Origin of the sequence: Enterobacter sp. J49 (genome assembly GCF_002148625.1) — a bacterium.
Lineage (GTDB): Bacteria > Pseudomonadota > Gammaproteobacteria > Enterobacterales > Enterobacteriaceae > Enterobacter > Enterobacter ludwigii.
This window is the reverse complement of sequence record NZ_MWPY01000037.1, coordinates 350,391-373,804: the sequence shown is the minus strand read 5'-3', so window position 1 is coordinate 373,804 and position 23,414 is coordinate 350,391. Positions and strand designations below refer to the sequence as shown.

At 54.4% G+C, this 23,414-nt stretch carries 20 protein-coding genes; 9 read left to right on the top strand and 11 right to left on the bottom strand.

Annotation, left to right across the window (positions count from 1 at the left end):
• Positions 1-13 precede the first annotated feature (13 nt).
• Both mdtQ and dusC read right to left on the bottom strand, forming a co-directional pair.
• The gene (gene mdtQ, locus BJP35_RS20090; protein WP_047742909.1) at positions 14-1,423 is read right to left on the bottom strand and encodes a multidrug resistance outer membrane protein MdtQ; all 1,410 of its coding nucleotides are present in this window, start codon (positions 1,421-1,423) and stop codon (positions 14-16) included.
• A 321-nt stretch (positions 1,424-1,744) separates the two neighbouring features.
• Positions 1,745-2,677, bottom strand: a complete 933-nt coding sequence (gene dusC / locus BJP35_RS20080; protein ID WP_047742911.1) for a tRNA dihydrouridine(16) synthase DusC — start codon at positions 2,675-2,677, stop codon at positions 1,745-1,747.
• A gap of 194 nt (positions 2,678-2,871) precedes the next feature.
• Here dusC and BJP35_RS20075 point away from each other — a divergent pair, with 194 nt between their 5' ends.
• The 5 genes from BJP35_RS20075 (at position 2,872) to BJP35_RS20055 (ending at position 7,333) form a co-directional block, all read left to right on the top strand.
• On the top strand, positions 2,872-3,270 hold the full coding sequence (locus BJP35_RS20075) for a CidA/LrgA family protein (RefSeq protein ID WP_020883202.1): 399 nt from the start codon (positions 2,872-2,874) through the stop codon (positions 3,268-3,270).
• Positions 3,267-3,962 carry a CidB/LrgB family autolysis modulator gene (locus BJP35_RS20070; protein ID WP_014170901.1) on the top strand — a complete coding sequence of 232 codons (696 nt, stop codon included), beginning with the start codon at positions 3,267-3,269 and terminating at the stop codon, positions 3,960-3,962. The genes BJP35_RS20075 and BJP35_RS20070 overlap by 4 nt, the downstream gene beginning before the upstream one ends.
• Positions 3,963-4,091: 129 nt before the next feature.
• Entirely contained in the window at positions 4,092-4,976 is an 885-nt protein-coding gene (gene cdd, locus BJP35_RS20065; RefSeq protein WP_020883200.1) for a cytidine deaminase, read from the top strand.
• A gap of 127 nt (positions 4,977-5,103) precedes the next feature.
• Positions 5,104-5,823, top strand: coding sequence for an outer membrane permeability protein SanA (sanA, locus tag BJP35_RS20060; protein ID WP_014170903.1), 720 nt, complete (start codon positions 5,104-5,106; stop codon positions 5,821-5,823).
• Between the two features lie 121 nt (positions 5,824-5,944).
• Positions 5,945-7,333, top strand: coding sequence for a glutamine synthetase family protein (locus tag BJP35_RS20055; protein ID WP_052951145.1), 1,389 nt, complete (start codon positions 5,945-5,947; stop codon positions 7,331-7,333).
• Positions 7,334-7,382: 49 nt separating this feature from the next.
• Here BJP35_RS20055 and mglC read toward each other — a convergent pair whose 3' ends face one another.
• The 7 genes from mglC to BJP35_RS20020 form a co-directional block, all read right to left on the bottom strand.
• A complete protein-coding gene (gene mglC, locus BJP35_RS20050) occupies positions 7,383-8,393 on the bottom strand; it encodes a galactose/methyl galactoside ABC transporter permease MglC (protein WP_014170905.1) in 1,011 nt (336 codons plus the stop codon).
• 15 nt (positions 8,394-8,408) lie between these two features.
• A complete protein-coding gene (gene mglA, locus BJP35_RS20045) occupies positions 8,409-9,929 on the bottom strand; it encodes a galactose/methyl galactoside ABC transporter ATP-binding protein MglA (protein WP_020883197.1) in 1,521 nt (506 codons plus the stop codon).
• A gap of 79 nt (positions 9,930-10,008) precedes the next feature.
• Positions 10,009-11,007 (bottom strand): galactose/glucose ABC transporter substrate-binding protein MglB, encoded by a 999-nt coding sequence (gene mglB, locus BJP35_RS20040; RefSeq protein WP_014170907.1) that lies wholly within the window; start codon positions 11,005-11,007, stop codon positions 10,009-10,011.
• Positions 11,008-11,302: 295 nt separating this feature from the next.
• Positions 11,303-12,325 (bottom strand): HTH-type transcriptional regulator GalS, encoded by a 1,023-nt coding sequence (gene galS / locus BJP35_RS20035; RefSeq protein WP_020883196.1) that lies wholly within the window; start codon positions 12,323-12,325, stop codon positions 11,303-11,305.
• Positions 12,326-12,480: 155 nt separating this feature from the next.
• Positions 12,481-13,638, bottom strand: a complete 1,158-nt coding sequence (gene yeiB / locus BJP35_RS20030; protein WP_047366484.1) for a DUF418 domain-containing protein YeiB — start codon at positions 13,636-13,638, stop codon at positions 12,481-12,483.
• An 18-nt stretch (positions 13,639-13,656) separates the two neighbouring features.
• Entirely contained in the window at positions 13,657-14,325 is a 669-nt protein-coding gene (gene folE / locus BJP35_RS20025) for a GTP cyclohydrolase I FolE (protein WP_020883194.1), read from the bottom strand.
• Positions 14,326-14,427: 102 nt separating this feature from the next.
• Positions 14,428-15,576, bottom strand: coding sequence for a YbfB/YjiJ family MFS transporter (locus BJP35_RS20020; RefSeq protein WP_032678574.1), 1,149 nt, complete (start codon positions 15,574-15,576; stop codon positions 14,428-14,430).
• A 138-nt stretch (positions 15,577-15,714) separates the two neighbouring features.
• On the opposite strand from BJP35_RS20020, the gene fghA reads away from it, so the two are divergent.
• Both fghA and BJP35_RS20010 read left to right on the top strand, forming a co-directional pair.
• A complete protein-coding gene (fghA, locus tag BJP35_RS20015; protein ID WP_047742915.1) occupies positions 15,715-16,551 on the top strand; it encodes an S-formylglutathione hydrolase in 837 nt (278 codons plus the stop codon).
• Positions 16,552-16,800: 249 nt separating this feature from the next.
• Positions 16,801-18,786 carry a ligand-gated channel protein gene (locus BJP35_RS20010; RefSeq protein WP_086463504.1) on the top strand — a complete coding sequence of 662 codons (1,986 nt, stop codon included), beginning with the start codon at positions 16,801-16,803 and terminating at the stop codon, positions 18,784-18,786.
• A 53-nt stretch (positions 18,787-18,839) separates the two neighbouring features.
• Here the strand turns inward: BJP35_RS20010 and BJP35_RS20005 are convergent, their stop codons facing one another.
• On the bottom strand, positions 18,840-20,309 hold the full coding sequence (locus BJP35_RS20005) for an amino acid permease (protein WP_020883191.1): 1,470 nt from the start codon (positions 20,307-20,309) through the stop codon (positions 18,840-18,842).
• Positions 20,310-20,480: 171 nt separating this feature from the next.
• Positions 20,481-21,347: a DNA-binding transcriptional regulator YeiE gene (gene yieE, locus BJP35_RS19995; protein ID WP_014170915.1), complete on the bottom strand. Its 867-nt coding sequence runs from the start codon at positions 21,345-21,347 to the stop codon at positions 20,481-20,483.
• A gap of 98 nt (positions 21,348-21,445) precedes the next feature.
• Between yieE and BJP35_RS19990 the strand changes: the two genes are divergently transcribed.
• Together BJP35_RS19990 and nfo are read left to right on the top strand one after the other, a co-directional pair.
• Complete coding sequence (locus BJP35_RS19990) at positions 21,446-22,492, top strand: YeiH family protein (RefSeq protein ID WP_047742918.1); 1,047 nt, start codon at positions 21,446-21,448, stop codon at positions 22,490-22,492.
• 64 nt (positions 22,493-22,556) lie between these two features.
• Entirely contained in the window at positions 22,557-23,414 is an 858-nt protein-coding gene (gene nfo, locus BJP35_RS19985; RefSeq protein WP_014170917.1) for a deoxyribonuclease IV, read from the top strand.

The window sequence follows — 23,414 nt, the reverse complement described above, 5'->3', positions numbered from 1 at the left end:
ATAATCGCGCTTTTTAGCCCTGATGATAACCGCCACCCAGCGCCGAGGTCAGCTGCAGCGTGGCGTCAACGTACTGGCCTTTGAGCATCACCCCGGTGAGCTGCTCCCTGAGGGCCGGTATTCTGGCTTCACTTACGCGGGAGCCGGCGATAATGCCGGCGCGAAAGCGGGCCTGAGCCAGTGCAACAACGCGGGCAGCCTCTTTTTCGACACGCTGCTGGTGCTGGTTTTTGGCGGTCAGTGTTTCGACTTCGCTGGCCGTGCGCGCCACCTGATTCACCGCATCCACCACCGCTTTGTTATAACGCGCGACGGAGAGATTGTTCTGCGCCTGGGCAATATCCAGCTCGGCGTTTAGCCTGCCGCTGTCGAAAATGGGCAGCGTCAGACCGGCGGTGACGCCCATCTGCTGCGCAGAAGAGCGGAACAAATCGCTCAGGTGCAGGGCATCCTGCTGTAAGAAAGCCATCAGATTCACATCGGGATAGAAGGCTGCTCTGGCGGCCTCAACGTCACTCATGGAGGCCTCGATATACCAGCGAGCCTCCTGCAAATCCGGTCGACGTGCCAGCAGTTCATACCCCAGCGTGGCCGGGAGCGAGGCTTCTACTGTGGGTAAGGCGTGGCGTGTAAGCGTCACTGAGGAGGTGTTCGTCAGGGCGCTCAGACGCGCCTCAACGGCTTTCATTTTTCCGTTCACTTCTGCCAGCTGCTCGTCAGTTTTGCTGGCGTTGATGTCGGTCTCGACGCCCTCAACGGAAGAGGTGATCCCATGCTGATACAGTTCGCGGTCGGCTGCAATAATCGTGTCCTGCTGGTGTTGAATCTCCGTGAGGACATCCCCCACCGCGGCCTGGGTTTGCCACGCCCAGTAAAGACGTGCGACGCTGCTGGCAAGCAGTTGCCGGGTTTGCTCAAGCTCCGCTTTTTGCGCGTTTACCCGGCCAATTCGGGCTTCAACCCGTGCACGATTTTTCCCCCACAAATCGAGATCCCAGCCCGCGCTCAGACCAAAAGTACCGTTGGTGTACCACGGTCCGGTGGTTCCCGCCGCCGGATCGGTTATCGCAAAGGGCCCCATCAGCCCCTCGGCTGACATTTTTTGCCGTTCAGCATCCGCTGAGAAATCAATTTCCGGCCCCCCGGCGGCCAGGGTGGCTTTTGCCTGCGCTTCCGCCAGCGTGATGCGCTGACGGGCAATTTGCATATCCGGCGCATCGTTCAGCGCCTTCGCAATCAGCGAATTGAGTTCAGGATCGTTATACGTTTTCCACCATGCATCTTTCGGCCACGCGGTATGGCTCAGCGTAGTATTCACCGCAGCCGTTGTTGATTGCATATTTACAGGGGAAACCGAGGCATGTTCCGGCGCGCAGGCCACCAGAATAAAAACCAGGGGAATACTCAGAGATAAAGGTTTCATTACGCCATTCACGCGAAAAATAAAGGCGCAACTTACGCCAGACGTCGCTCTTTTTTTTAGTAACGCGTGGCAACCCGCAATTTGTCATACATTTTCATACTCAGAAAATTATTCATCATAAGAATGAATTAAATGAGTGAATTCATCTTCATTATAAATTCACTGCTACACTTACTTTCGACAAACAGACGCAGGAGAAACGAATGAAAATATTACTGTGGGTTATTTTAATTATATTTCTGATAGGGCTGCTGGTGGTAACCGGTGTATTCAAGATGATTTTCTGATTTCATTGCCCGGCTCAGCGCCGGGCAAATTCCGTTACCTGGACTGAATCACCCGTGCAATATCAGCGGAAGTCTGCAGCGTGCGGATCTCCTGAAATAACCCCAGCGCTTCACTGTACTCTTTGCGTAAATAACTGAGCCACTGCTTAATTCGCGCGACGTGATATAACCCGGTATCACCCTGTTTTTCGAGGCGGCTGTATTTTTGCAGCAGCGTGACCACATCAGCCCACGGCATACGTGGTTCGTTATATTTAATCACCCGGCTGAGGTTTGGTACGTTAAGCGCGCCGCGGCCAATCATCACCGCATCGCAGCCAGTCTCTTTCAGGCACGCCTGCGCGCTTTCGTAATCCCAGATTTCCCCGTTGGCAATAACGGGAATGGTGAGTCTTTTGCGGATCTCGCCAATCGCCTGCCAGTTAATACGTTCGGCTTTATAGCCATCTTCTTTGGTGCGGCCATGCACCACCAGCTCAGTGGCCCCGGCCTGCTGCACGGCATCGGCAATCTCAAATTGCCGCGCGTCGCTGTCCCATCCCAGACGCACCTTTACCGTCACCGGCAGATGCGACGGTACAGCCTCACGCATGGCTTTTGCGCCACGGTAAATCAGCTCCGGATCTTTCAGCAAGGTGGCGCCGCCGCCGCTGCCATTCACCAGTTTTGATGGGCAACCGCAGTTGAGGTCAACCCCAAAGGAACCAAGCTCTACGGCACGGGCCGCGTTCTCCGCCAGCCATTCGGGATACTGACCCAATAGCTGAATGCGCACCAGCGTGCCGGAAGAGGTGCGGCTCTGATGATGCAGTTCCGGGCAAAGGCGATAGAATGATTTTACTGGCAACAACATATCGACCACGCGCAAAAACTCCGTCACGCAGAGATCGTAGTCGTTCACCTCGGTCAGAAGCTCGCGCACGAGAGAGTCGAGCACGCCTTCCATTGGGGCCAGTAAAACACGCATAGCAGTACCTGTGAAAAAAGACGCGCTATAGTAGCCGCTCTCCCGGCGTGAGGAAAGCCCGGCGGTTAACCCGGTGAGGTTATACCAGACGTTCCATTTCGGAATGTCTGGTATGCTCAAAATTCATGATGTGATCCGTGGCACATTTTTAGGTTTAATTGTATGATGAATGCGTTTCATCAAGGACTTTCACCATGAGAAAATCATTGAACATTATCTGGCAATATCTTCGCGCATTCGTCCTGATTTACGCCTGCCTGTATGCCGGAATCTTTATCGCATCCCTGCTTCCCATCACCATTCCCGGCAGCATCATCGGAATGTTGATCCTCTTTGTTTTGCTGGCATTGCAAATTCTGCCTGCCAGATGGGTTAACCCTGGCTGCTTTGTCCTTATTCGCTATATGGCGCTGCTGTTCGTGCCTATCGGCGTCGGGGTTATGCAGTATTTTGATTTGCTCCAGGCGCAGTTCGGACCCATTGTGGTCTCCTGCGCGGTCAGTACGCTGGTGGTTTTCCTGGTAGTAAGCTGGAGTTCGCATCTGGTGCATGGCGAACGTAAAGTGGTTGGGCAGAAAGGAACAAAACAATGATGGCCAATATCTGGTGGTCGCTGCCGTTAACGCTGGCAGTGTTCTTCGCCGCACGCAAACTCGCCGCACGTTTCAAAATGCCGTTACTTAATCCGCTGCTGGTGGCGATGGTGGTGATTATCCCGTTCCTGCTTCTCACCGGCATTCCTTATGAACGCTACTTTGCCGGCAGCAAAATTTTGAACGACCTTCTGCAGCCGGCCGTGGTGGCGCTCGCCTTTCCTTTATATGAGCAATTGCACCAGATCCGCGCCCGCTGGAAATCCATCATTACCATCTGTTTTGTCGGGAGCCTGGTGGCGATGATCACCGGCACCTCGGTGGCGCTGTTGATGGGCGCGTCTCCACAAATTGCGGCCTCTATTCTGCCTAAGTCGGTCACCACGCCTATCGCGATGGCCGTGGGCGGCAGCCTGGGGGGGATTCCGGCCATCAGCGCCATGTGTGTGATATTCGTGGGGATCCTCGGCGCGGTCTTTGGACATACCCTGCTGAATGCGATGCGTATCCACACCAAAGCGGCACGAGGTCTGGCGATGGGTACCGCGTCGCACGCCCTGGGCACCGCGCGCTGCGCTGAACTGGATTATCAGGAAGGGGCGTTTAGCTCACTCGCACTGGTGATCTGCGGGATTATCACCTCCCTGCTCGCACCGTTTATTTTCCCGCTGATTGTGGCGGTCATGGGTTAAAATTTGCGATGCGTCGCGCAAATTTCATTTTGTTTTCATAAGTTGCATACATAATGAGAAGTGGATCACATATAAAGCCCCAGCGGCTCCGTAAACTACCGATCCATTAACCTTTATGAGGCAAACGCCATGCATCCACGTTTTCAAGCTGCTTTCGCCCAGCTTGCAGAGAATGTGCAATCAGCTCTGGCCCCGATTCTGGCGGATGAGCATTTCCCGGCCCTGCTGACGGCTGAACACGTCACGGCACTGAAAGAAGCCACAGGGCTGGACGACGACGCGCTGGCCTTCGCGCTGCTGCCGCTGGCGGCAGCCTGCGCCCGCGCCGATCTCTCTCATTTCAACGTCGGTGCGATTGCACGCGGCGTAAGTGGAACCTGGTACTTCGGTGGCAACATGGAGTTCCTCGGCGCGACCATGCAGCAGACCGTTCACGCGGAACAAAGCGCCATCAGCCACGCCTGGCTGCGCGGTGAACAAGCGCTGAGCGCCATTACCGTTAACTACACCCCTTGCGGCCACTGCCGCCAGTTCATGAACGAGCTGAACAGCGGGCTGGAGTTACGCATCAATCTGCCAGGCCGTGCGCCGCATACCCTCGGGGATTACCTGCCTGACGCGTTTGGTCCGAAAGATCTCGACATCAAAACGCTGCTGATGGATGAACAGGATCACGGTTTTGCCCTTTCCGGCGATGCGCTGAGCGAAGCCGCGATTCGCGCGGCGAACAAGAGCCACACGCCATACAGTCACTCCCCAAGCGGTGTGGCGCTGCAGTGTCGTGATGGTCGCATCTTCACCGGAAGCTATGCCGAAAACGCCGCCTTTAACCCGACGCTGCCACCGCTTCAGGGCGCCCTGAATTTGCTGAGCCTCAATGGCTATGACTACCCGGACATTCAGCGCGCTATTCTGGCAGAGAAAGCCGACGCGCCGTTGATCCAGTGGGATGCCACCGCCGCAACGCTGAAAGCGCTCGGTTGCTCAACTATTGACCGTGTTTTGCTTGCGTAATGCCTCCGGCGGGCAGAAATGCCCGCCGCTTTGCTGAAAAACCCCTCAGTTGATTCGCTGTTTCTTGCGCTAACCAGGCGGGTAAAGTAGCCTGAGTTAAATTTCACCTTCGGTACGAGCCATCTGCATGTTAAAGCGCGCTTTTTACAGCCTGTCTGTCCTGGTCGGCATACTGCTGTTGATCGTGCTGGGTCTTGATCGCTGGATGAGCTGGAAAACGGCTCCGTATATCTTTGACGACCTGCAGGACCTGCCCTATCGTCAGGTCGGCGTTGTGCTGGGTACCGCCAAGTATTACCGCACCGGGGTAATTAATCAGTATTACCGTTACCGCATTCAGGGCGCGCTGAACGCGTATAACAGCGGCAAAGTGAATTACCTGCTGCTGAGCGGCGATAATGCGCTGCAAAGCTATAACGAACCGGTCACCATGCGCAAAGACCTGATTGCCGCTGGCGTCGATCCGGCCGATATCGTGCTCGACTACGCGGGTTTCCGTACTCTGGATTCCATCGTGCGTACGCGCAAGGTGTTCGATACCAACGATTTCATCATCATTACCCAACGTTTCCACTGCGAACGGGCGCTGTTTATCGCGCTGCATATGGGTATCCAGGCGCAGTGCTACGCCGTGCCGTCGCCAAAAGATATGCTGAGCGTCCGCGTACGTGAGTTTGGCGCGCGTTTTGGCGCTCTGGCCGATCTGTACATCTTCAAACGTGAACCGCGCTTTTTAGGCCCGCTGGTACCCATTCCGGCGATGCATGAAGTGCCGGAAGATGCGCAGGGCTACCCGGCCGTCACGCCAGAACAACTGCTTGATATGCAGAAAAAAGAGAAAAAATAGCCTCGCCTTTATACTTTCTTTATACCGGGCGTAACGCTTTTTATCCCGCCTTTACGCCGCCCCTTTTAAGCTGAGTTCACTGCCGCTACGGCTTCATTGAAGAATGACTATGAACTCAATAATGAATGCGTTTTTCCTGAAAAATATCCGCCCCTATTTTAACTTCCCGGGTTTATCACTTCCGACGGCGCTCAACGCTGGCCTCTGGCTTGATGACAAAATTGATGCCATGCAACACAACGTCTCGCTGGAAGTGGCGGATTACCTGGAACGTTACCCGCAGACAAAACATATTGACGTTTACCTGAACGATATCAATGGCATTATGCGCGGCAAGCGGCTCTCGGTGGAAAGCATGCTAAATCTGGAAAAAGGCTGTTACTTCCCCCTCTCCGTCTACTCCATGGACCATAAAGGCAAAATAGCCGCCCCGCTTGATGATGAGCCCGACCGGCTCTGCGTTCCCGTCGGCGGTTCCCTGCGCCCCTGTTCGCAAGACCCTCAGCATAACGCGCAGATCCTGCTGACCATGAAAGAGAGTGACGGCAAACCGTGCCCGCTTGAGCCAAGGGTGATATTGCAAAACGTTCTGGCTCGTTTCCATCAGCACGGGCTCTTCCCGGTGATTGCCCCGGAAATTGAGTTTTACCTGACCGGACGCGGCACGCAGGATCCACAAAATCAGGGCTGCTTTCATATGGATACCTCAACGGCACACGCGGCACTGTTTGACGAGCTGGAGCAGCTGGCGCACCTGCAGCGTATCCCCCTGACCGGGATCGTGGCCGAAGCCGAATCTGGCCAGTTCGAGTTAAACCTGAAGCATAGCCATCGCGTCGTTGAAGTCTGCGATAACGTGCTGGCCCTGCGACGCCTGACCCGCTACGTTGCGGAGAAACAGGGTCTGCAGGCCAACTTTATGGCCAAACCGTTCAGCCAGCAGTCCGGCAGCGGTTTGCACTTCCATTTCAGCCTGAACGATATTCATGGCGAAAACGTATTCGCGTCACCGGTGGAAGCGCTGAACAGCATGATGCGCCTCTGCATCGCTGGCCAGATGGCGCTGATGCCCGCCTCCATCGCCATTCTCGCCCCTGGCGTTAACGCATTTCGCCGCCTGCGTAAAAACCTCACGGAACCGCTATTTAACTCCTGGGGTTATAACACCCGCTCCGCCGCGCTGCGTATTCCCTGCTCTGATGACCATAACCGGCGTATTGAGTACCGGCTGGCCGGGGCTGATGCCAACCCGTATCTGGTGGCGGCAACGCTTCTGAGCGGAATGCTGTACGGGCTGGAAAATTTTGACGAGCAGGATTTACCTGAACCTCAGCAGGACGGGCCGGATCTGCCGCTGTTTCAGCAGGAGGCGATTGAGACATTTGCACGCTGTCAGTATCTCACCGACAGCCTGGGAGAGGCTTTTTCTCAACAGTGGGTTGCCTGCAAACTCTCTGAGCTCGACTGGTTCGAGAGCATCGTCACCCGGGAGGAGTCGAGTCTGGCATGAAGCACAAAAAAGCCCGCTCGATGAGCGGGCCAGGTAATGCCAGAGGCGATTATTTTTTACGCGCGTATTTGAGTGAATCCAGGGCGACCGCAAAGATGATGATGCCGCCTTTGATGATGTACTGCCAGTACGGGTTCACGCCGATGTAGGTCAGACCGTAGTTGATTACGGTAAAGATGATGACACCGGTTACCACGCCGAACACGGTACCCACGCCGCCGCTAAAGGAGACGCCGCCGACCACACAGGCTGCGATCGCATCCAGTTCGTACATGAAGCCCAGGTTGTTCGTTGCAGAGCCGATACGGCCCGCTTCCAGCATCCCACCAAAGGCGTAGAACACACCTGACAGGGCGTAGATCATCAGCAGGTTCAGGGCAACGTTGACGCCGGACACTTTCGCCGCTTCCGGGTTACCGCCGATAGCGAAGATGTTTTTACCGAAGCGGGTTTTGTTCCACAGGATCCAGACAAAAGCGACGGCAATCAGGGCGTAGAAGGTAATGTACGACAGGCGGAAACTGCCCAGCGCGATAAACCCTTGCGTAAAGGTCGAGAACCCGCTGTCGAAGCCAGAGATTGGCGACGCCCCCACGAAGTCGTAGTACAGGGAGTTGATACCGTAAACGATGATCATCGTACCTAAGGTAGTGATAAATGGCGTCACGTTAAGGTAAGCGATAATGATGCCGTTAATCAGACCAATCACTGCGCCGATCGCACAGACAATCAGGATCACCACGAAAATGGGCATGGTCGCCATTTCCGGGAACACCTTGTTGGCGTTTTCCATCGACTGTAGCAGCGTTGCCGCGATAACCGCCGCGAGGCCAACCTGACGTCCCGCTGACAGGTCAGTCCCCTGCGTCACGATAAGTCCCGCCACGCCCAGCGCGATAATAATACGCACGGAGGACTGGGTCAGGATGTTACTGAGGTTCAACAGGCTTAAGAACGTAGGGTCCTGGAAAATGATGATAGCCAGCAGTACTAAAAGAACAACGTAAATACCGCCTTCTTTCAGGTAAGTGAGAAAACTTTTTTTATTTAACGCACTCATGAGGAGCCCCTGATCTTAAAGGTGCAAAGACGCAAGACGCAAAATTTCGTTTTGCGTTGTCGTTTTGGTGTCAACAATACCGGCAACGAGACCATTGCTCATAACCAGAATACGATCTGTGATCCCTAACAATTCCGGCATTTCGGAAGAAATAATAATGATCCCTTTATTCTTTTTCGCCAGCTCGGCAATCAGCTGATAAATCTCAAACTTCGCGCCGACGTCAATACCGCGGGTCGGTTCATCCAGCATCAGGATTTCTGGCTGGGTTAATAACCAACGGCCAATAATGACCTTCTGCTGGTTACCGCCTGACAGCGAACCAATTTGCGTGCGGTGACCTGGCGTTTTGACGCGCATGGAGTCAATCACCCACTGGGTATCGCTCTTCATGCGGGAGTTATCCAGCAGCCCGACTTTGTTTTTATAGTTGCGAATATTGGAAATTAACGAGTTAAAGTTAATATCCAGATACGCATAAATACCGGTCGAACGACGCTCTTCCGTGACCAGCGCAAAACCATTATTAATGGCTTCGTTAGCGCTGTGGTTATTGATTTTCTTACCGTGCAGCGTGATGGTGCCCGCGGCTTTCTCACGAATACCGAACAGGGTTTCGACAATATCAGTACGTTTTGCCCCGACCAGACCTGCGATACCGAGAATTTCGCCCTTATGCAGGTCAAAAGAGACGTCGCGAATAGACGGCTGACGCAGCGAGGTGAGATTGCGAACCTCAAGGATCACTTCACCCGGCTTGTTCTCTTTGTCCGGGAAGCGCTGGTTCAGAGAGCGCCCCACCATCATGGCGATGATCTTGTCCATATCCAGCCCTTCGAGAGGCTGGGTGGCAATCCACTGGCCGTCGCGCAGGATGGTAATCTCATCACACAGCTGGAAGATCTCTTCCATTTTGTGAGAGATATAAACAATGCCGCAGCCGCGGTCTTTGAGCTTACGAATAATGGTAAAAAGGTGGTTAACCTCTTTTTCCGTTAATGACGATGTCGGTTCGTCCATGATGACGATTTTCGCATCATAGGAGAACGCTTTGGCAATTTCGATCATCTGCATTTGAGACACGGATAACGTTCCCACGCGGGCGCGCGGATCGATATCAATATCCAGTTCATCGAAAATCGCTTTGGTGTCGCGATACATTTTATCCTGATCGACAAAGACACCTTTGGTCGGATAACGGCCCAGCCACATGTTATCCATAACAGAACGCTGCAGCACCAGGTTTAATTCCTGGTGAACCATTGAGATACCGTTTTCCAGTGCTTCTTTTGCTGAATGGAAATCGATCTCTTTCCCCTGAAAAAGAATGCTGCCAGAATCTTTTTGATAGATCCCAAAAAGACATTTTAATAATGTTGATTTACCTGCGCCGTTCTCACCCATTAATGCGTGAATAGAGTGAGGACGAACTTTTAAATTAACATTATCGAGTGCCTTAACCCCGGGAAATGACTTGTTGATAGCGCTCATTTCCAACAAGTATTCACCAGATGACTGAGTATTTGTGCTGACCATAATTATACCTTGTTGGCCTCGCATATCGCGTTATAAAAGGGCGCAACAAGTTGCGCCCAGTGAAGACAATTCAAATAACTTATTTACCGATAAACTCAGCCAGGTTGGACTGGTCTACGCCAACGTAAGGTACGCGAACGATTTTGTTTTCAATTTTCCAGGTCGTACCGTCTGCCGCACCTTTGCCATCGGCCAGGTTTTTCGCCAGATCGAAGGTTGCTTTCGCCTGGTTGTTGGCATCGTTCAGCACGGTCCCGGCCATTGCACCGGATTTCACCAGGGCCAGAGCTTCTGGCAGTGCATCCACACCGAACACAGGAATGGCTGATTTGTTGTGCGCTTTCAGCGCTTCTACCGCACCCATAGCCATCGCATCGTTGTTGGCAATTACCACTTCGATTTTGTTAGCGTTCGGGCCGGACAGCCACGCGTCCATCTTATCTTTCGCCTGAGCGGTATCCCACATCGCGGTATCTAATGCCAGCTGCTGGGTTTTCAGGCCCTTATCATTCAGCTCTTTGATAACGTAAGTGGTACGGGCTTCAGCATCCGGATGGCCTGGTTCGCCTTTCAGCAGCACGAACTGGATCTGGCCGTCTTTGTTCAGGTCCCAGTTCGGGTTCGCCGCCCAGTGTTTAGCGATCAGATCGCCCTGAATAATGCCGGACTCTTTGGAGTCAGTACCGACGTAAAACGCTTTGTCATAGCTGTCCAGCGCTTTACGGGAAGGTTCTTTGTTGAAGAAGACAATCGGCACATTCTGGCCGCGCGCTTTTTCAATGACCGTGCCTGCCGCAGCGGGGTCAACCAGGTTGATGGCCAGTGCCTTCACGCCTTTTGCCAGCAGAACGTCGATCTGGTCGTTCTGTTTGGACTGGTCGTTCTGGGAGTCATTCATCAGCAGCTGAACATCTGGCGCTGCTTTAGCATCTTTCTCGATAGCTTTACGGACAACAGACATGAAGTTGTCGTCGTATTTATAGATGGTCACACCAATACGGGTATCCGCAGCGTGCGCTGCTGCACCAAAAAGCATGCTTGCCATTACAGCAGACAGGGTCAACACCTTCTTATTCATGGTATCTCCGGTTTTTTTTATGCAGGGTAGTTCTTGTGAATAACGATCGGCAGGCAGGTGTTAATGAAACGTTACTGACAGCCGAAGTTCACTTATAAAATTTCTATCTTCCGTGTTCGGTAACGCTCCAGAAATGCGTTTTATTCGTTGTTTGCGGCACATTGGCTATGGTGAAAGTGATTAATCACTGTTACATAGCGTTTCAGCCCCTAAAACGCTGACATCATAGTCAGCGCCTTGTTAAGATACTGTGAATTTACTCACAGATTGAAAACGGTTACATCAGCTGATGTAATCAGTTAGTGATCGGAACCACAATTTGCCGGGCAGCGACAGAATGTCGACGCACTAAAGTCGGCATGAAACAGTGTGTTGCGCCCGGATCCAGCAGCCCTGCCGCCCCCTGTAACGCCAGCTCAGTGGCCAGTTTGGCCATAGAGGCAATGGGGTAACGCACGGTGGTCAGCTGCGGGTCGGTGTAACGGGCAATGGGAATATCATCAAAACCAATCAACGATAAATGCTGTGGCACTGCAATGCCGTTATCCTTCAGCGCAGTCAGCGCCCCGGCCGCCATGTTATCGTTATAGGCAAACACGGCAGACAGCTGCAGATTACGGCCCAGCAACTCCACCATCGCCGCCTCCCCGCCCTGCATATCCGGCGTTCCGGTTCCGACCCAGCTTTCAGACGGCGTAATACCCTGTTCTTTAAGGGCGTTTTGCCAGCCTTCGCGCCGCAGCTCATCATCTTCAATATGATGGCTGGAGGCCAAAAAACCGATCCGCTGATGCCCGTTGTTGATGAGCATTTTGGTGGCCATCATCGCCCCGCTGACGTTATCCAGCCCGACGCAGCGGTGGGCATACCCTGGCACAATACGGTTGATCAGCACCATGCCCGGGATTTGCTCCATAAACCCGGAAATCTCGTCATCGCTTAAGGCTTTTGAGTGCACAATCAGTGCGTTACAACGCTGGCGGATCAGCACTTCAATCGCATGACGCTCTTTTTCAGCCTCGTGATAGCTGTTGCCAATCAGCACGTATTTCTGATGCTGCTGAGCGACAACGTCTACCGCTTTAACCAGCGCACCGAAAAAGGCATCAGAGACATCCATCACCACCACGCCAATGGTATCGCTGACCTGCGTGGCAAGCGCCTGCGCATTGGCATTAGGGCGATAACCCAGCTGGGTCACGGCTTTCATTACGGTTTCGCGGGTGTCAGGGCTGACCAGCGCGCTGTTGTTCAGCACGCGTGAGACGGTAGCCACGGAAACACCCGCCTGACGGGCGACGTCACGAATGGTGATCATATTCACCATCCTTCAAAGGATTGCAGCAACTCACAGACACCCCCTGTGTTTAGCAAGGTGGCTATTTTGGCAGCGAGAGAAAGGGGACTACGTGAAGAAGCTCACACAGATGAAAACGTTTACATCCGTTTTGTTAATGATTGTGATCCAGATCGTTATCTGGATGTATTTCTCAATGATACCCCTGAAGCATGTGCGGTTAACTGACGCCACACCCACTCCAGCGGCCCCTGGCGGAAATAACGCAGCCAGAGAACAGAAAACGCCAGGTTAACCAACCAGACCGGGATAACAAACGCCAGCAGCGAAAGCCGGTCGAATTTCATAAACAGGCCAAACCGATAGAAAAGCGTGGTGCATATCAGCGTCTGCAGAATGTAATTGCTGAGGGCCATACGGCCTACGCAGGCAATGGCACTGACAATCCATGCACGACACATTTGTGGCCAGAAGCCGTAAATGAGTGCCGCATAGCCAATCGTCTGGAAGGGCGCGCTCAGCTCGCGCGGGACCTGAAGCAGAAACGCACACCAGCGGTAGTTCCAGTGCAGATGCCACTGCATGATCACGGCCGGCAGATTAATCAGCACGCCGAGAAGAATTAACCCGGCTCCCGTCAGGCGATAGTGGCGAAGGGAAAACTCCCCTTTCAGCCAGCCGGTACGCATCAGTGATGCCCCCATCAGCATCATCCCTGCCAGCTGCCAGCCATATTGTGCCCCCAGCGCCAGGAGGTTATCGCCAAGCATATCCGCACGGTTGCTTATCGCTTCCGTGCCTCCTTTCAGCTTCCAGTACTGCTCGTACTGAAGGTTGGCAGCATCGGGGATCCATGAACGGTTTGTCGCATCACCGGAGATTATCCCCAGCAGTAACAGCACGCCAAGGCCCATGACGTAAAGCATCACGCCCGTGTTAAACAGGCTTTTTACGCTGTGCGCATCGCGAATGAGCCGCCAGCAAATCAGCCCGACTAAGCCATAGGCGAGAAGAATGTCGCCATCCCAGAAGAACAGCCCGTGAATAAAGCCGAGGATCACCAGCAATGTCAGACGCGACTGGATCCAGCGCGTACCGCGCCTGAGCAGTAGCTGCAGGCCCGCGCCAAACAGCAGGGCAAACAGGGTGAGGAATTTGACCTGGGCAAAGAGATCGAGGATGGCCCACGTCCAGGCATCGCTGCGGGTGATGTCGCCATACCACGCAGGATTGAGATACGCCGCCTTCGGCAAGCCGAAGGCGCTGATGTTAAGCAGCAGGATACCGAGAATGGCGACGCCTCGAACAAAATCGAGCGTGACGTTTCGCTCCATGTAGCCTGCCCTGTCAGATTAGTTGTGGTGACGCACGGCGCGCAGAAACTCCTGGCGGGTGTTCTGGCTGGATTTAAACAGACCGCCCAGCGACGTCGTGGTAGTCGCACTGGTGGCATCACGCACGCCGCGCGCTTTCACACAGTAGTGAACGGCGTCGATAGATACTGCCACGTTATTGGTGCCCAGCAGCGTTTGCAGCGCGGTCAGGATCTGCTGCGTCAGACGCTCCTGCACCTGTGGACGCTGAGCAAAGAACTGCACGATGCGGTTGATCTTCGACAGACCAATCACCGTATCTTTAGGAATATAAGCCACGGTCGCTTTACCGTCGATGGTCACGAAGTGGTGTTCGCAGGTACTGGTTAACGTGATATCACGTACCGTTACCATCTCATCCACCTTCATCTTGTTTTCAATGACGGTGATTTTCGGGAAATTGGCGTAATCCAGGCCGGAGAAAATTTCGTCAACGTACATTTTTGCGATACGGTGCGGCGTCTCCATCAGACTGTCGTCGCTCAGATCGAGATTCAGCAGTTGCATGATCTCGGTCATATGCCCAGCAATCAGATGCTTACGGGTTTCATTGTCCAGTTCCTGAACGGGTGGACGCAGTGGCGTTTCAAGACCACGCGCAACCAGAGCTTCGTGAACCAGGGCTGCTTCTTTACTGAGTGATGGCATTCTTTTCTCCTGCAGGTGTGGCGTCTTTTGCCCTCGTTGTGGCAAAAGTGTGCGCTCATTGTGCGTGAGGCGGCGCACATAATCCAGTATTCACGACGATAATTATTGCAATTGCTGTTGCCTTTCGGCCTGACGATCCCAGACCAGTGCGCCGCCGATGAACAACGCGACGCCCGCCAGCCCCAGCGCAGGCTCCAGTCGGTGCGTGAGCCACGTCGACAATGCCGACGTTACCGGGCCAATCAGCTGACCGATGGCATAACCGGTAGTAAGCAGTCCCGCCATGTAGCGCGTGTGATCTGGTGCCAGTTCGCGCCCATAAAGTAAAGAGAGCTGAACGGCACACAAGAACCCGCCCCCAACGAGCAAGCCTCCGGTCAGTAACCCGCCAATCCCCGGCAACAGCCAGGCTGCCAGTACGCCTGCCCCCTGCAACCACAATACGATAGCCAGCCTGCGGTTTGAGGTTGAGGTGTGGCGTAAAACGATGCTGAGCGCAATGCCCGCCACGGCGGCAATACCAAATATCGGCCAGACAAACTGGGCAAACAGACTGCCGGGAAAACGCACGGCCGCCATTTGCGATAAAAAGGTCGCCGGAAGGATATAGCCAAACCCGGCCAGGCTGTAGCTCCAGACCAGGCGCTTTAAATTCTTCGTCAGGACGAGCGGTTCCGGTGCGCTGCCCGGCCGGTGAAGTTGACCCGCACGCGGCAGATACCGGGCCACCAGCGCGATAAGCACCAGCGCCAGTACGCCGTAGATTTGCCATGCTGCACCGGCGGAAAGCGCCTTAGCCTGGATATAGACGGCAAGCAGCCCGCTGAGCGCAATACCTGCACCTGGTCCGGCAAAAACCGCGGCGCTGAGACCCGGTTTCCCCAGTTGTCCCAGCCGCTCGTTGGTCCAGGCGGCAATCAGCACCATCGACCAGCCGCTCATGCAGCCAATCACAAAGCGCAGCAGGCCATGTACCACGGCGTTATCGGCCGCAGCGGAAAGCAGCGTCAGCGCAACTGCACCAAAAATACCCAGCCAGAGGCGTGTTTCAACGAAGCGGTGCGCACGCATTGCATCCCATGCTCCCACCAGATAGCCCAGATAGTTCATCGCCGCCACCAGGCCCGCGCTGGTGAGCGTGAGTTGCCCGGCGGCAATCATTAGCGGCACCTGAGGGGTAAAAGCAAAGCGCCCTATCCCCATCGCTACCACCAGAACCACAAACCCACTGAGCGCGATACGCAGCGCCATGACCGCTCCAATTGTTAAAGAAAAGTTAATTTATGATGCCGCATCTTACCGTCCTGCGAAAGTGAAAGTTGCTCACAGGTAAATGAAAACTCTGTATTATGGGCCGAGTGAATAGCCATTCGTATTAAGGAGCCCTGCATGGAACTGCTCGAAGAGCATCGTTGTTTTGAAGGTCGACAGCAGCGCTGGCGGCACGACTCCAGCGTACTGAACTGTGCCATGACGTTCAGCATTTTTTTGCCGCCAACTGAAACGGGCGTAAAGCCACCCGTGCTGTTCTGGCTGTCCGGTTTAACCTGTACCGACGAAAACTTCACCACCAAAGCGGGCGCGCAGCGTATTGCGGCTGAACTGGGGATTGCGCTGGTCATGCCTGATACCAGCCCGCGTGGCGATGATGTCGCCGATGATGCCGGGTACGATCTGGGCAAAGGCGCCGGATTCTACCTGAATGCGACAGAGCAGCCCTGGGCACGTCATTACCGCATGTATGATTACATTCGTGACGAACTGCCTGCGCTGGTTCAGGCCGAATTTGAGGTAAGCGACCGCTGCGCCATTAGCGGACACTCCATGGGTGGACACGGCGCGTTGATAATGGCGCTGAAAAATCCGGGAAAATACACCAGCGTGTCGGCATTTGCCCCGATTGTGAACCCCACCCAGGTGCCATGGGGTCAGAAAGCCTTCACCCATTATCTGGGCAGTGACGCGGATAAATGGCAGGCGTGGGACAGCTGTGCGCTGATGCTGGCCAGCAACACGGGGGACGCCATCCCGACGCTGATCGATCAGGGCGATGCGGATCAGTTCCTCGCCGGTCAGCTACAACCTGCGGTGCTGGCCGAAGCGGCACGCCAGAAGGACTGGCCGCTGACGCTGCGTATCCAGCCAGGGTATGACCACAGCTATTACTTTATGGCGTCATTTATTGAAGATCATCTCCGCTTCCATGCGGCGCATCTGTTTAAGTAAGTTCCTCCCTTCTTGCCCGGTGGCGCTCCGTCTGCCGGGCCTCAAAACCCTATCCCTTTGAATAAAAGCCAGTTTCACTAACCAACATCAAAACACAAATGATTTCGATTATCATTTGTGTTTACAATTTCACATTCTTTTGTACAATTCCAGGCTCTTCTCCATCACAAAGAGTTCTTACAAGACAAATACATACAGTTCTCAGGGTTACCCGATGGAGTGTTTTTCTTTTTGATATGGAATGTTCAAATGACAATACCACGCGTTACGTTACTGGCTGTTGCCATCAGCGCCGCCATGCTCTCCCCTCTTGCTCACGCAGCCGACCCGGATACCGTGGTGGTGACCGCCACGGGTTTTGAGCAAAAAATCCAGAATGCCCCGGCCTCTATCTCTGTCATTTCAAAGCAGCAGATTGAAGACAAGGCTTACCGCGATGTGACCGATGCGCTAAAAGATGTCCCGGGCGTCGTCGTCACGGGCGGCGGAAGCAGCAGCGATATCAGCATTCGCGGCATGGCGTCCCAGTACACCTTGTTCCTGGTCAATGGCAAGCGCGTCAGCACGCGCAGCACGCGCCCGAACAGCGATAACTCGGGCATTGAGCAAGGCTGGCTACCGCCGCTGGAGTCTATCGAGCGCATCGAAGTTATCCGCGGGCCCATGTCATCGCTCTATGGCTCAGATGCAATGGGCGGCGTAATCAACATCATTACCAAAAAAGTCTCGAATACCAAAGCCTGGACCGGATCGTTACACGGCGATGCCACGTTCCAGGAGAACCATGATTCCGGGGATATCTTCCAGACCAACGCCTACGCTTCCGGCCCGTTAATTGACGGACTGCTCGGTGCAAAAGTGACAGGCCTGCTCTCACGTCGCGCGGAAGATCAGATCCTGAACGGTTTCAATGAGCAGAAAATGCGTAACGGCGGGGTCACGCTGAACTTTACCCCAGACGAGCAGAACGATTTTGACCTCGATTTTACCCGCGAACTTCAGGACCGAAACAGCACGCCGGGCAAGTCGAAAGCGACTGAAACCTGCCGCGGGACAACCTGCACGCCAAACAGCAAAAGCGAAACCCGCTACGAACATACGACCTATTCCCTTACCCACAGCGGTTACTACAGCGACTTCAACACCACCAGCTACATCCAGCAGGAAGAGACCAATAACCCGGTTCGCAAAATGCGTTCGTATAACACCACTTTCAACAACCAGAACCAGATCTTCCTCGGCGACCATACCCTGACCCTCGGCGGTCAGTATCGCTATGAGAAGCTGCGTGACAACGGTAACCAGCTTGAGGCGGCGGACGGGCTCAACAAACTGACGCGCTGGAGCTGGGCGCTGTTTGCTGAAGATGAGTGGGCGATGACCGATAGCTTCACGGTGACCGGTGGTCTGCGTATGGATAAAGACCAGAACTATGGCACCAACTGGACGCCTCGCGGTTATGGGGTGTGGCACCTTGCAGAACAGTGGACGTTAAAAGGGGGCGTTTCTGCCGGCTACCGTGCACCGGATCTGCGTCAGTCCTCCGCCAACTGGGGTCAGGCAACGGGCGGCGGTCGGCTGGATGGCATGATCGTGGGTAACCCGGACCTCAAGCCGGAGAAGAGCCTGAGCGAAGAGATCGCCCTGCTCTGGGATAACAATGACAGTCTTAACGCCGGCGTTACGCTGTTCAATACCGACTTCAAAAACAAAATCACTGAAGTACGCCGCTGTAACAGCAGTGCCGACCCTGCCTGTACGATTGGCGGCCATGCCTACGATTTTGTCAGCGACCGGGTCAACGTCGATAAAGCCAACATGCGCGGTGTGGAATCCACCTTCGGCTGGAAAATCACCCGTGATGTTAACTGGACGGCTAACTACACCTATACCGAATCCGAGCAGAAGAGCGGTCAGTTCTCTGGTAAGCCGCTGAATAAAATGCCTAAGCATATGTTCAACACCACGCTGGACTGGCAGGCCACGCAGGATGTGGGCTTCTGGAGCCGCCTGAACTTCCGCGGCAAATCTTCTGAGTATCTCAGCCGAACCTCAATGTCACAGGGCACCCCGTCTTACACGCAGGTTGATGTGGGTCTGCGTTATAACGCCAACAAGAACCTGCTGGTAACCGCAGGCGTGTATAACGTGCTGGATAAACAGATTGATTACGAGACTTACGATACCGTACTTGATGGCCGCCGTTACACTGTCGGCATGACCTACAGCTTCTGATCGCCAATAAAAAAGCCCGCTCAACCGAGCGGGCTAAAAGAGAGGAAGTGCGATTATTGTTTTACGCGTCCCGGGAATTCCATTTCACTGTAGCGAACAAAGCGCGTCCCCTTCGTCAGTTTGTAACCAAACCAGATTATCAGGAACAGCGGAATACCGATGTAGGTCGCCGTTACACCACCCCAGTCGATACGGTCCGCAAGGAACGCTTCATAGTTCTGTCCCAGCGTAATAATCAGGCACAGAATGAAGGCGAAAATAGGCCCCAGCGGGAAGAACCCTGAGCGATACGGCAGGTCATTGATGTCATGACCTTGCATAACGTAACCGCGACGGAAGCGATAGTGGCTGATAGCAATCCCGAGCCAGGCGATAAAGCCCGTCATACCGGACGTATTGAGCAGCCACAGGTACACCGTCTGGTTGCCAAACATGGAGGTCAGGAAGCACAGACCGGCAATCACCGTTGTGGCATACAGGGCGTTACGCGGTACGCCGCCACGGGACAGCTTAGAAAAGATGCGTGGCGCTTTGCCGTCGCATGCCAGGGTATAGAGCATACGGGTAGACGCATACATGCCGGAGTTACCCGCTGAGAGCACGGCGGTCAGGATAACGGCGTTCATCACCGCCGCGGCGGAGAGCAGACCGGCATGCTGGAAGACCAGCGTGAACGGGCTAACGCTGATGTCTTTCACATCATTGCGCAGCAGGCTTGGATCGGTGTAAGGAATGATCAGGCTGATAATCAAAATCGCAAACACATAGAACAGCAGGATACGCCAGAATACCTGACGCACCGCGCGTGGAATGTTCTTCTCCGGGTTCTCGGATTCACCGGCAGCAATCCCGATCAGCTCGGTTCCCTGGAAGGAGAAACCGACAATCATCGCCACGCCAATCATGGCCGAGAATCCACCCGCAAATGGCGCATCGCCAATGCTCCAGTTACTCCATCCTGCAGGTTGAGCGCCTTTGAAAATACCAACGATCATCGCCACACCGACGACGATAAAGATGATGACGGTTGCCACTTTGATCAAAGAGAACCAGTATTCCGCTTCGCCAAAACCACGCACGGAGATGTAGTTGAGCAGGAAGATCACCGCCAGGAACAACGCACTCCAGATCCAGCCTGGCGTGTCCGGGAACCACCAGTTCATCACCAATTGTGCGGCGACCAGGTCAACGGCGATAGTAACGGCCCAGTTGTACCAGTAGTTCCAGCCCAGCGCGAAGCCGAAGCCTTCTTCAACGTATTTTTGACCGTAGGTCGAAAACGAACCGGATACCGGCATGTACGCCGCCAGTTCGCCCAGACTGGTCATCAGGAAGTACACCATCAGGCCAATCAGGATATAAGAGAAAAGTGCCCCACCCGGGCCGGCTGCCGAAATTGTTGCGCCAGAGGCAACAAAAAGACCTGTACCGATTGAACCGCCGATAGCGATCATCGTCAGGTGACGCGCCTTAAGTTCGCGACGTAGCGCGGGCGCTTCTGTGGTTTTAATTTCTGAAACCATGTGAAAATGCTGTCCCTTCAACAAATGAGGCGCGATTGTAGCAGACGATACGCGTTCCTTCCGGCAGAAATGCTCAGTTATAAGAGAGCTTCATGACTCGGCCAGGATTATAAGTAAAGCACGCATCTGCATCTCCCCTCTCCCAACGGAGAGAGGATCCGCATTGCGGGTTTACATGTCGCAATAGCGCAGAAAACGCTGCAGCGAGCTGGAAAGGTGTTTCTGACGATGATGAATGCACCACAGCGTGCGCACCAGTTTAGGCAACGGGAGCGGTATTTCGACCAGCGTGCCGGCCTCAAGCTGTTCAGCAATCACCCGCCGGGAGAGACAGCTGATGCCCAGCCCATGACGGACCGCGTGTTTGATGGCTTCCGAGTTGCCCAGCTCCATACTCAGCCGGAAATGCGGCAGGTGGGAGAGCAGCAGGTAATCGACAATTTCACGGGTACCGGAGCCCTGTTCCCGGAGGATCCACTGCGCCTGAGCCAGCCGTTCCAGCGTCACTTCACCCTGTAATAAAGAAGAGGCTGGCGAGGCGAACACCACCAGCTCATCTTCCAGCCAGGGTTCAGCAATGATATCGACGTTGTGACACGGCCCTTCAATCAAACCGATGTCCACGCGGAAATCGATCACCGCATTGATGACATCCTGGCTATTGCCAACGCTCATCTCCAGCGGCAGGGTCGGGAAATCCCGGCGGTAGCGGGCAATCACTTCCGGCAGAATGTAATTGCCGATCGTACTGCTGGCGTAAACGCGGATGGCCCCGTTCTCTTCGCGGAACAATTGTTCGATTTCAGTCGCCTGCTCCAGCAATGCCAGCGCGCGCGGGTACAGCAGGCGGCCATGTTCATTGACGACCAGCCGTTTCCCCACTCTGTCGAAAAGCTGAACCCCCAGTTGCCCTTCCAGATCGGTCAGGGCTGCGCTTACCGCGGACTGGGACAGCGCCAGCATTTGCGAGGCCTGCGTCGTCGACCCGCTTTTCAGCACTTCGGCAAAAACTTCCAGCTGACGCAACGTAATGTGCATGGTTACTTACCACTTATATAGATTGATTATAAGTATATAATCAATTTTATTTTTAAGCCACAACGCCGTAACCTTTTAGCCAGATAAAGGAGAAGGTTATGTCAGAACACACCTTACAGCATCAACGTACATTGTGGCACTTCGTGCCGGGTCTTGCGCTCAGCGCGGTGGTAACTGGCGTAGCGTTATGGGGCGGCAGTATTCCGGCCGTCGCCGGGGCAGGTTTTAGTGCCTTAACGCTGGCAATATTGCTCGGCATGGTGGTGGGAAATACCGTTTACCCCCCTATCTGGAAGTCCTGTGATGGCGGGGTTATTTTCGCCAAACAGCATCTGCTGCGCCTCGGGATTATCCTTTACGGCTTCCGCCTGACCTTTTCACAGATTGCGGATGTCGGCGTCAGCGGGATCGCTATTGACGTCCTGACCCTGACCAGCACCTTTTTACTGGCCTGCTTTATTGGCCAGAAAGTGTTTGGGCTGGATAAACAAACCAGCTGGCTGATTGGTGCCGGCAGCAGCATCTGCGGGGCCGCCGCGGTACTGGCAACCGAACCTGTCGTTAAGGCAGAATCCAGCAAAGTGACGGTTGCCGTCGCGACCGTGGTTATTTTCGGTACGCTGGCGATTTTCCTCTACCCGGCCATGTACCCGCTGGTTGCGCACTGGTTTAGCCCGGAGACCTACGGCATTTATATTGGTTCAACCATGCATGAAGTGGCTCAGGTGGTGGCGGCGGGTCACGCCATTAATCCGGATGCGGAAAATGCCGCGGTCATTGCCAAAATGCTGCGCGTGATGATGCTGGCTCCGTTCCTGATTATCCTGGCCGCTCGCGTAAAACAACTCGCGCCGGCAGGCAGTAGCCAGAAGAGTAAAATCACCATTCCGTGGTTTGCGATTCTTTTCATCGTGGTGGCGGTATTTAACTCCTTCCACCTGCTGCCGAAAGCCGTGGTGGATATGCTGGTCACGCTGGATACCGTCCTGCTGGCGATGGCGATGGCGGCGCTCGGGGTCACAACACACGTTAGCGCGCTGAAAAAAGCAGGTGCAAAACCGCTGCTGATGGCGCTGGTACTCTTCATCTGGCTGATCGTTGGCGGCGGTGCGATTAACCTCGCGATACATAGCCTGATGGCATAAACCACTTCATCCTTCTCCTGTTAACCCGCTATCATACGTATTTCGGGTTAACAGGAGTCCCTTTATGAAATATGTTGGAGCGCACGTCAGCGCTGCAGGTGGCCTTGCGAATGCCGCCATTCGCGCCGCCGAAATTGAGGCGACCGCTTTCGCCCTGTTCACCAAGAACCAGCGCCAGTGGCGCGCCGCCCCGCTCACCTCTGAAGTGATTGATGATTTCAAAGCCGCCTGTGAGAAATACCACTACGGGCCGGGTCAAATCCTTCCCCACGACAGCTATCTCATTAACCTCGGCCATCCCGTGCAGGAGGCGCTGGAGAAATCCCGCGAGGCTTTTCTTGATGAAGTGCAGCGCTGCGAGCAGCTTGGACTGACGCTGTTGAACTTCCATCCGGGAAGTCATCTGATGCAGATTGACGAAGATGCCTGTCTGGCGCGCATTGCCGAATCCATCAACATCACGCTGGATAAAACCCAGGGCGTGACGGCGGTCATCGAGAACACCGCCGGTCAGGGCAGTAACCTCGGCTTTAAGTTCGAACATCTGGCGGCCATTATTGACGGCGTGGAGGATAAATCCCGCGTGGGCGTATGTATTGATACCTGCCATGCCTTTGCCGCGGGTTACGATCTGCGTACGCTTGATGAGACGAAAAAGACCTTCGATGAGTTTGAACGCATTGTGGGCTTCAAGTATCTGCGCGGAATGCACTTGAACGACGCGAAAAGCGCGTTTGGCAGCCGCGTGGACCGCCATCACAGCCTCGGTGAAGGCAATATCGGCCACGATGCGTTCCGCTTTATTATGCAGGATGCCCGTTTCGACGGTATCCCGATGGTGCTGGAAACCATTAATCCGGACATCTGGGCAGAAGAGATTGCCTGGCTGAAGGCGCAGCAAACCGCTGAACAGGCGGCATAA

What these genes read in the sequence shown, in the direction of transcription:
- mdtQ (WP_047742909.1), bottom strand. Translation starts at nt 1,423, where the DNA reads ATGAAACCTTTATCTCTGAGTATTCCCCTGGTTTTTATTCTGGTGGCC.
- dusC (WP_047742911.1), bottom strand. Translation starts at nt 2,677, where the DNA reads ATGCGTGTTTTACTGGCCCCAATGGAAGGCGTGCTCGACTCTCTCGTG.
- BJP35_RS20075 (WP_020883202.1), top strand. Translation starts at nt 2,872, where the DNA reads ATGAGAAAATCATTGAACATTATCTGGCAATATCTTCGCGCATTCGTC.
- BJP35_RS20070 (WP_014170901.1), top strand. Translation starts at nt 3,267, where the DNA reads ATGATGGCCAATATCTGGTGGTCGCTGCCGTTAACGCTGGCAGTGTTC.
- cdd (WP_020883200.1), top strand. Translation starts at nt 4,092, where the DNA reads ATGCATCCACGTTTTCAAGCTGCTTTCGCCCAGCTTGCAGAGAATGTG.
- sanA (WP_014170903.1), top strand. Translation starts at nt 5,104, where the DNA reads ATGTTAAAGCGCGCTTTTTACAGCCTGTCTGTCCTGGTCGGCATACTG.
- BJP35_RS20055 (WP_052951145.1), top strand. Translation starts at nt 5,945, where the DNA reads ATGAATGCGTTTTTCCTGAAAAATATCCGCCCCTATTTTAACTTCCCG.
- mglC (WP_014170905.1), bottom strand. Translation starts at nt 8,393, where the DNA reads ATGAGTGCGTTAAATAAAAAAAGTTTTCTCACTTACCTGAAAGAAGGC.
- mglA (WP_020883197.1), bottom strand. Translation starts at nt 9,929, where the DNA reads ATGGTCAGCACAAATACTCAGTCATCTGGTGAATACTTGTTGGAAATG.
- mglB (WP_014170907.1), bottom strand. Translation starts at nt 11,007, where the DNA reads ATGAATAAGAAGGTGTTGACCCTGTCTGCTGTAATGGCAAGCATGCTT.
- galS (WP_020883196.1), bottom strand. Translation starts at nt 12,325, where the DNA reads ATGATCACCATTCGTGACGTCGCCCGTCAGGCGGGTGTTTCCGTGGCT.
- yeiB (WP_047366484.1), bottom strand. Translation starts at nt 13,638, where the DNA reads ATGGAGCGAAACGTCACGCTCGATTTTGTTCGAGGCGTCGCCATTCTC.
- folE (WP_020883194.1), bottom strand. Translation starts at nt 14,325, where the DNA reads ATGCCATCACTCAGTAAAGAAGCAGCCCTGGTTCACGAAGCTCTGGTT.
- BJP35_RS20020 (WP_032678574.1), bottom strand. Translation starts at nt 15,576, where the DNA reads ATGGCGCTGCGTATCGCGCTCAGTGGGTTTGTGGTTCTGGTGGTAGCG.
- fghA (WP_047742915.1), top strand. Translation starts at nt 15,715, where the DNA reads ATGGAACTGCTCGAAGAGCATCGTTGTTTTGAAGGTCGACAGCAGCGC.
- BJP35_RS20010 (WP_086463504.1), top strand. Translation starts at nt 16,801, where the DNA reads ATGACAATACCACGCGTTACGTTACTGGCTGTTGCCATCAGCGCCGCC.
- BJP35_RS20005 (WP_020883191.1), bottom strand. Translation starts at nt 20,309, where the DNA reads ATGGTTTCAGAAATTAAAACCACAGAAGCGCCCGCGCTACGTCGCGAA.
- yieE (WP_014170915.1), bottom strand. Translation starts at nt 21,347, where the DNA reads ATGCACATTACGTTGCGTCAGCTGGAAGTTTTTGCCGAAGTGCTGAAA.
- BJP35_RS19990 (WP_047742918.1), top strand. Translation starts at nt 21,446, where the DNA reads ATGTCAGAACACACCTTACAGCATCAACGTACATTGTGGCACTTCGTG.
- nfo (WP_014170917.1), top strand. Translation starts at nt 22,557, where the DNA reads ATGAAATATGTTGGAGCGCACGTCAGCGCTGCAGGTGGCCTTGCGAAT.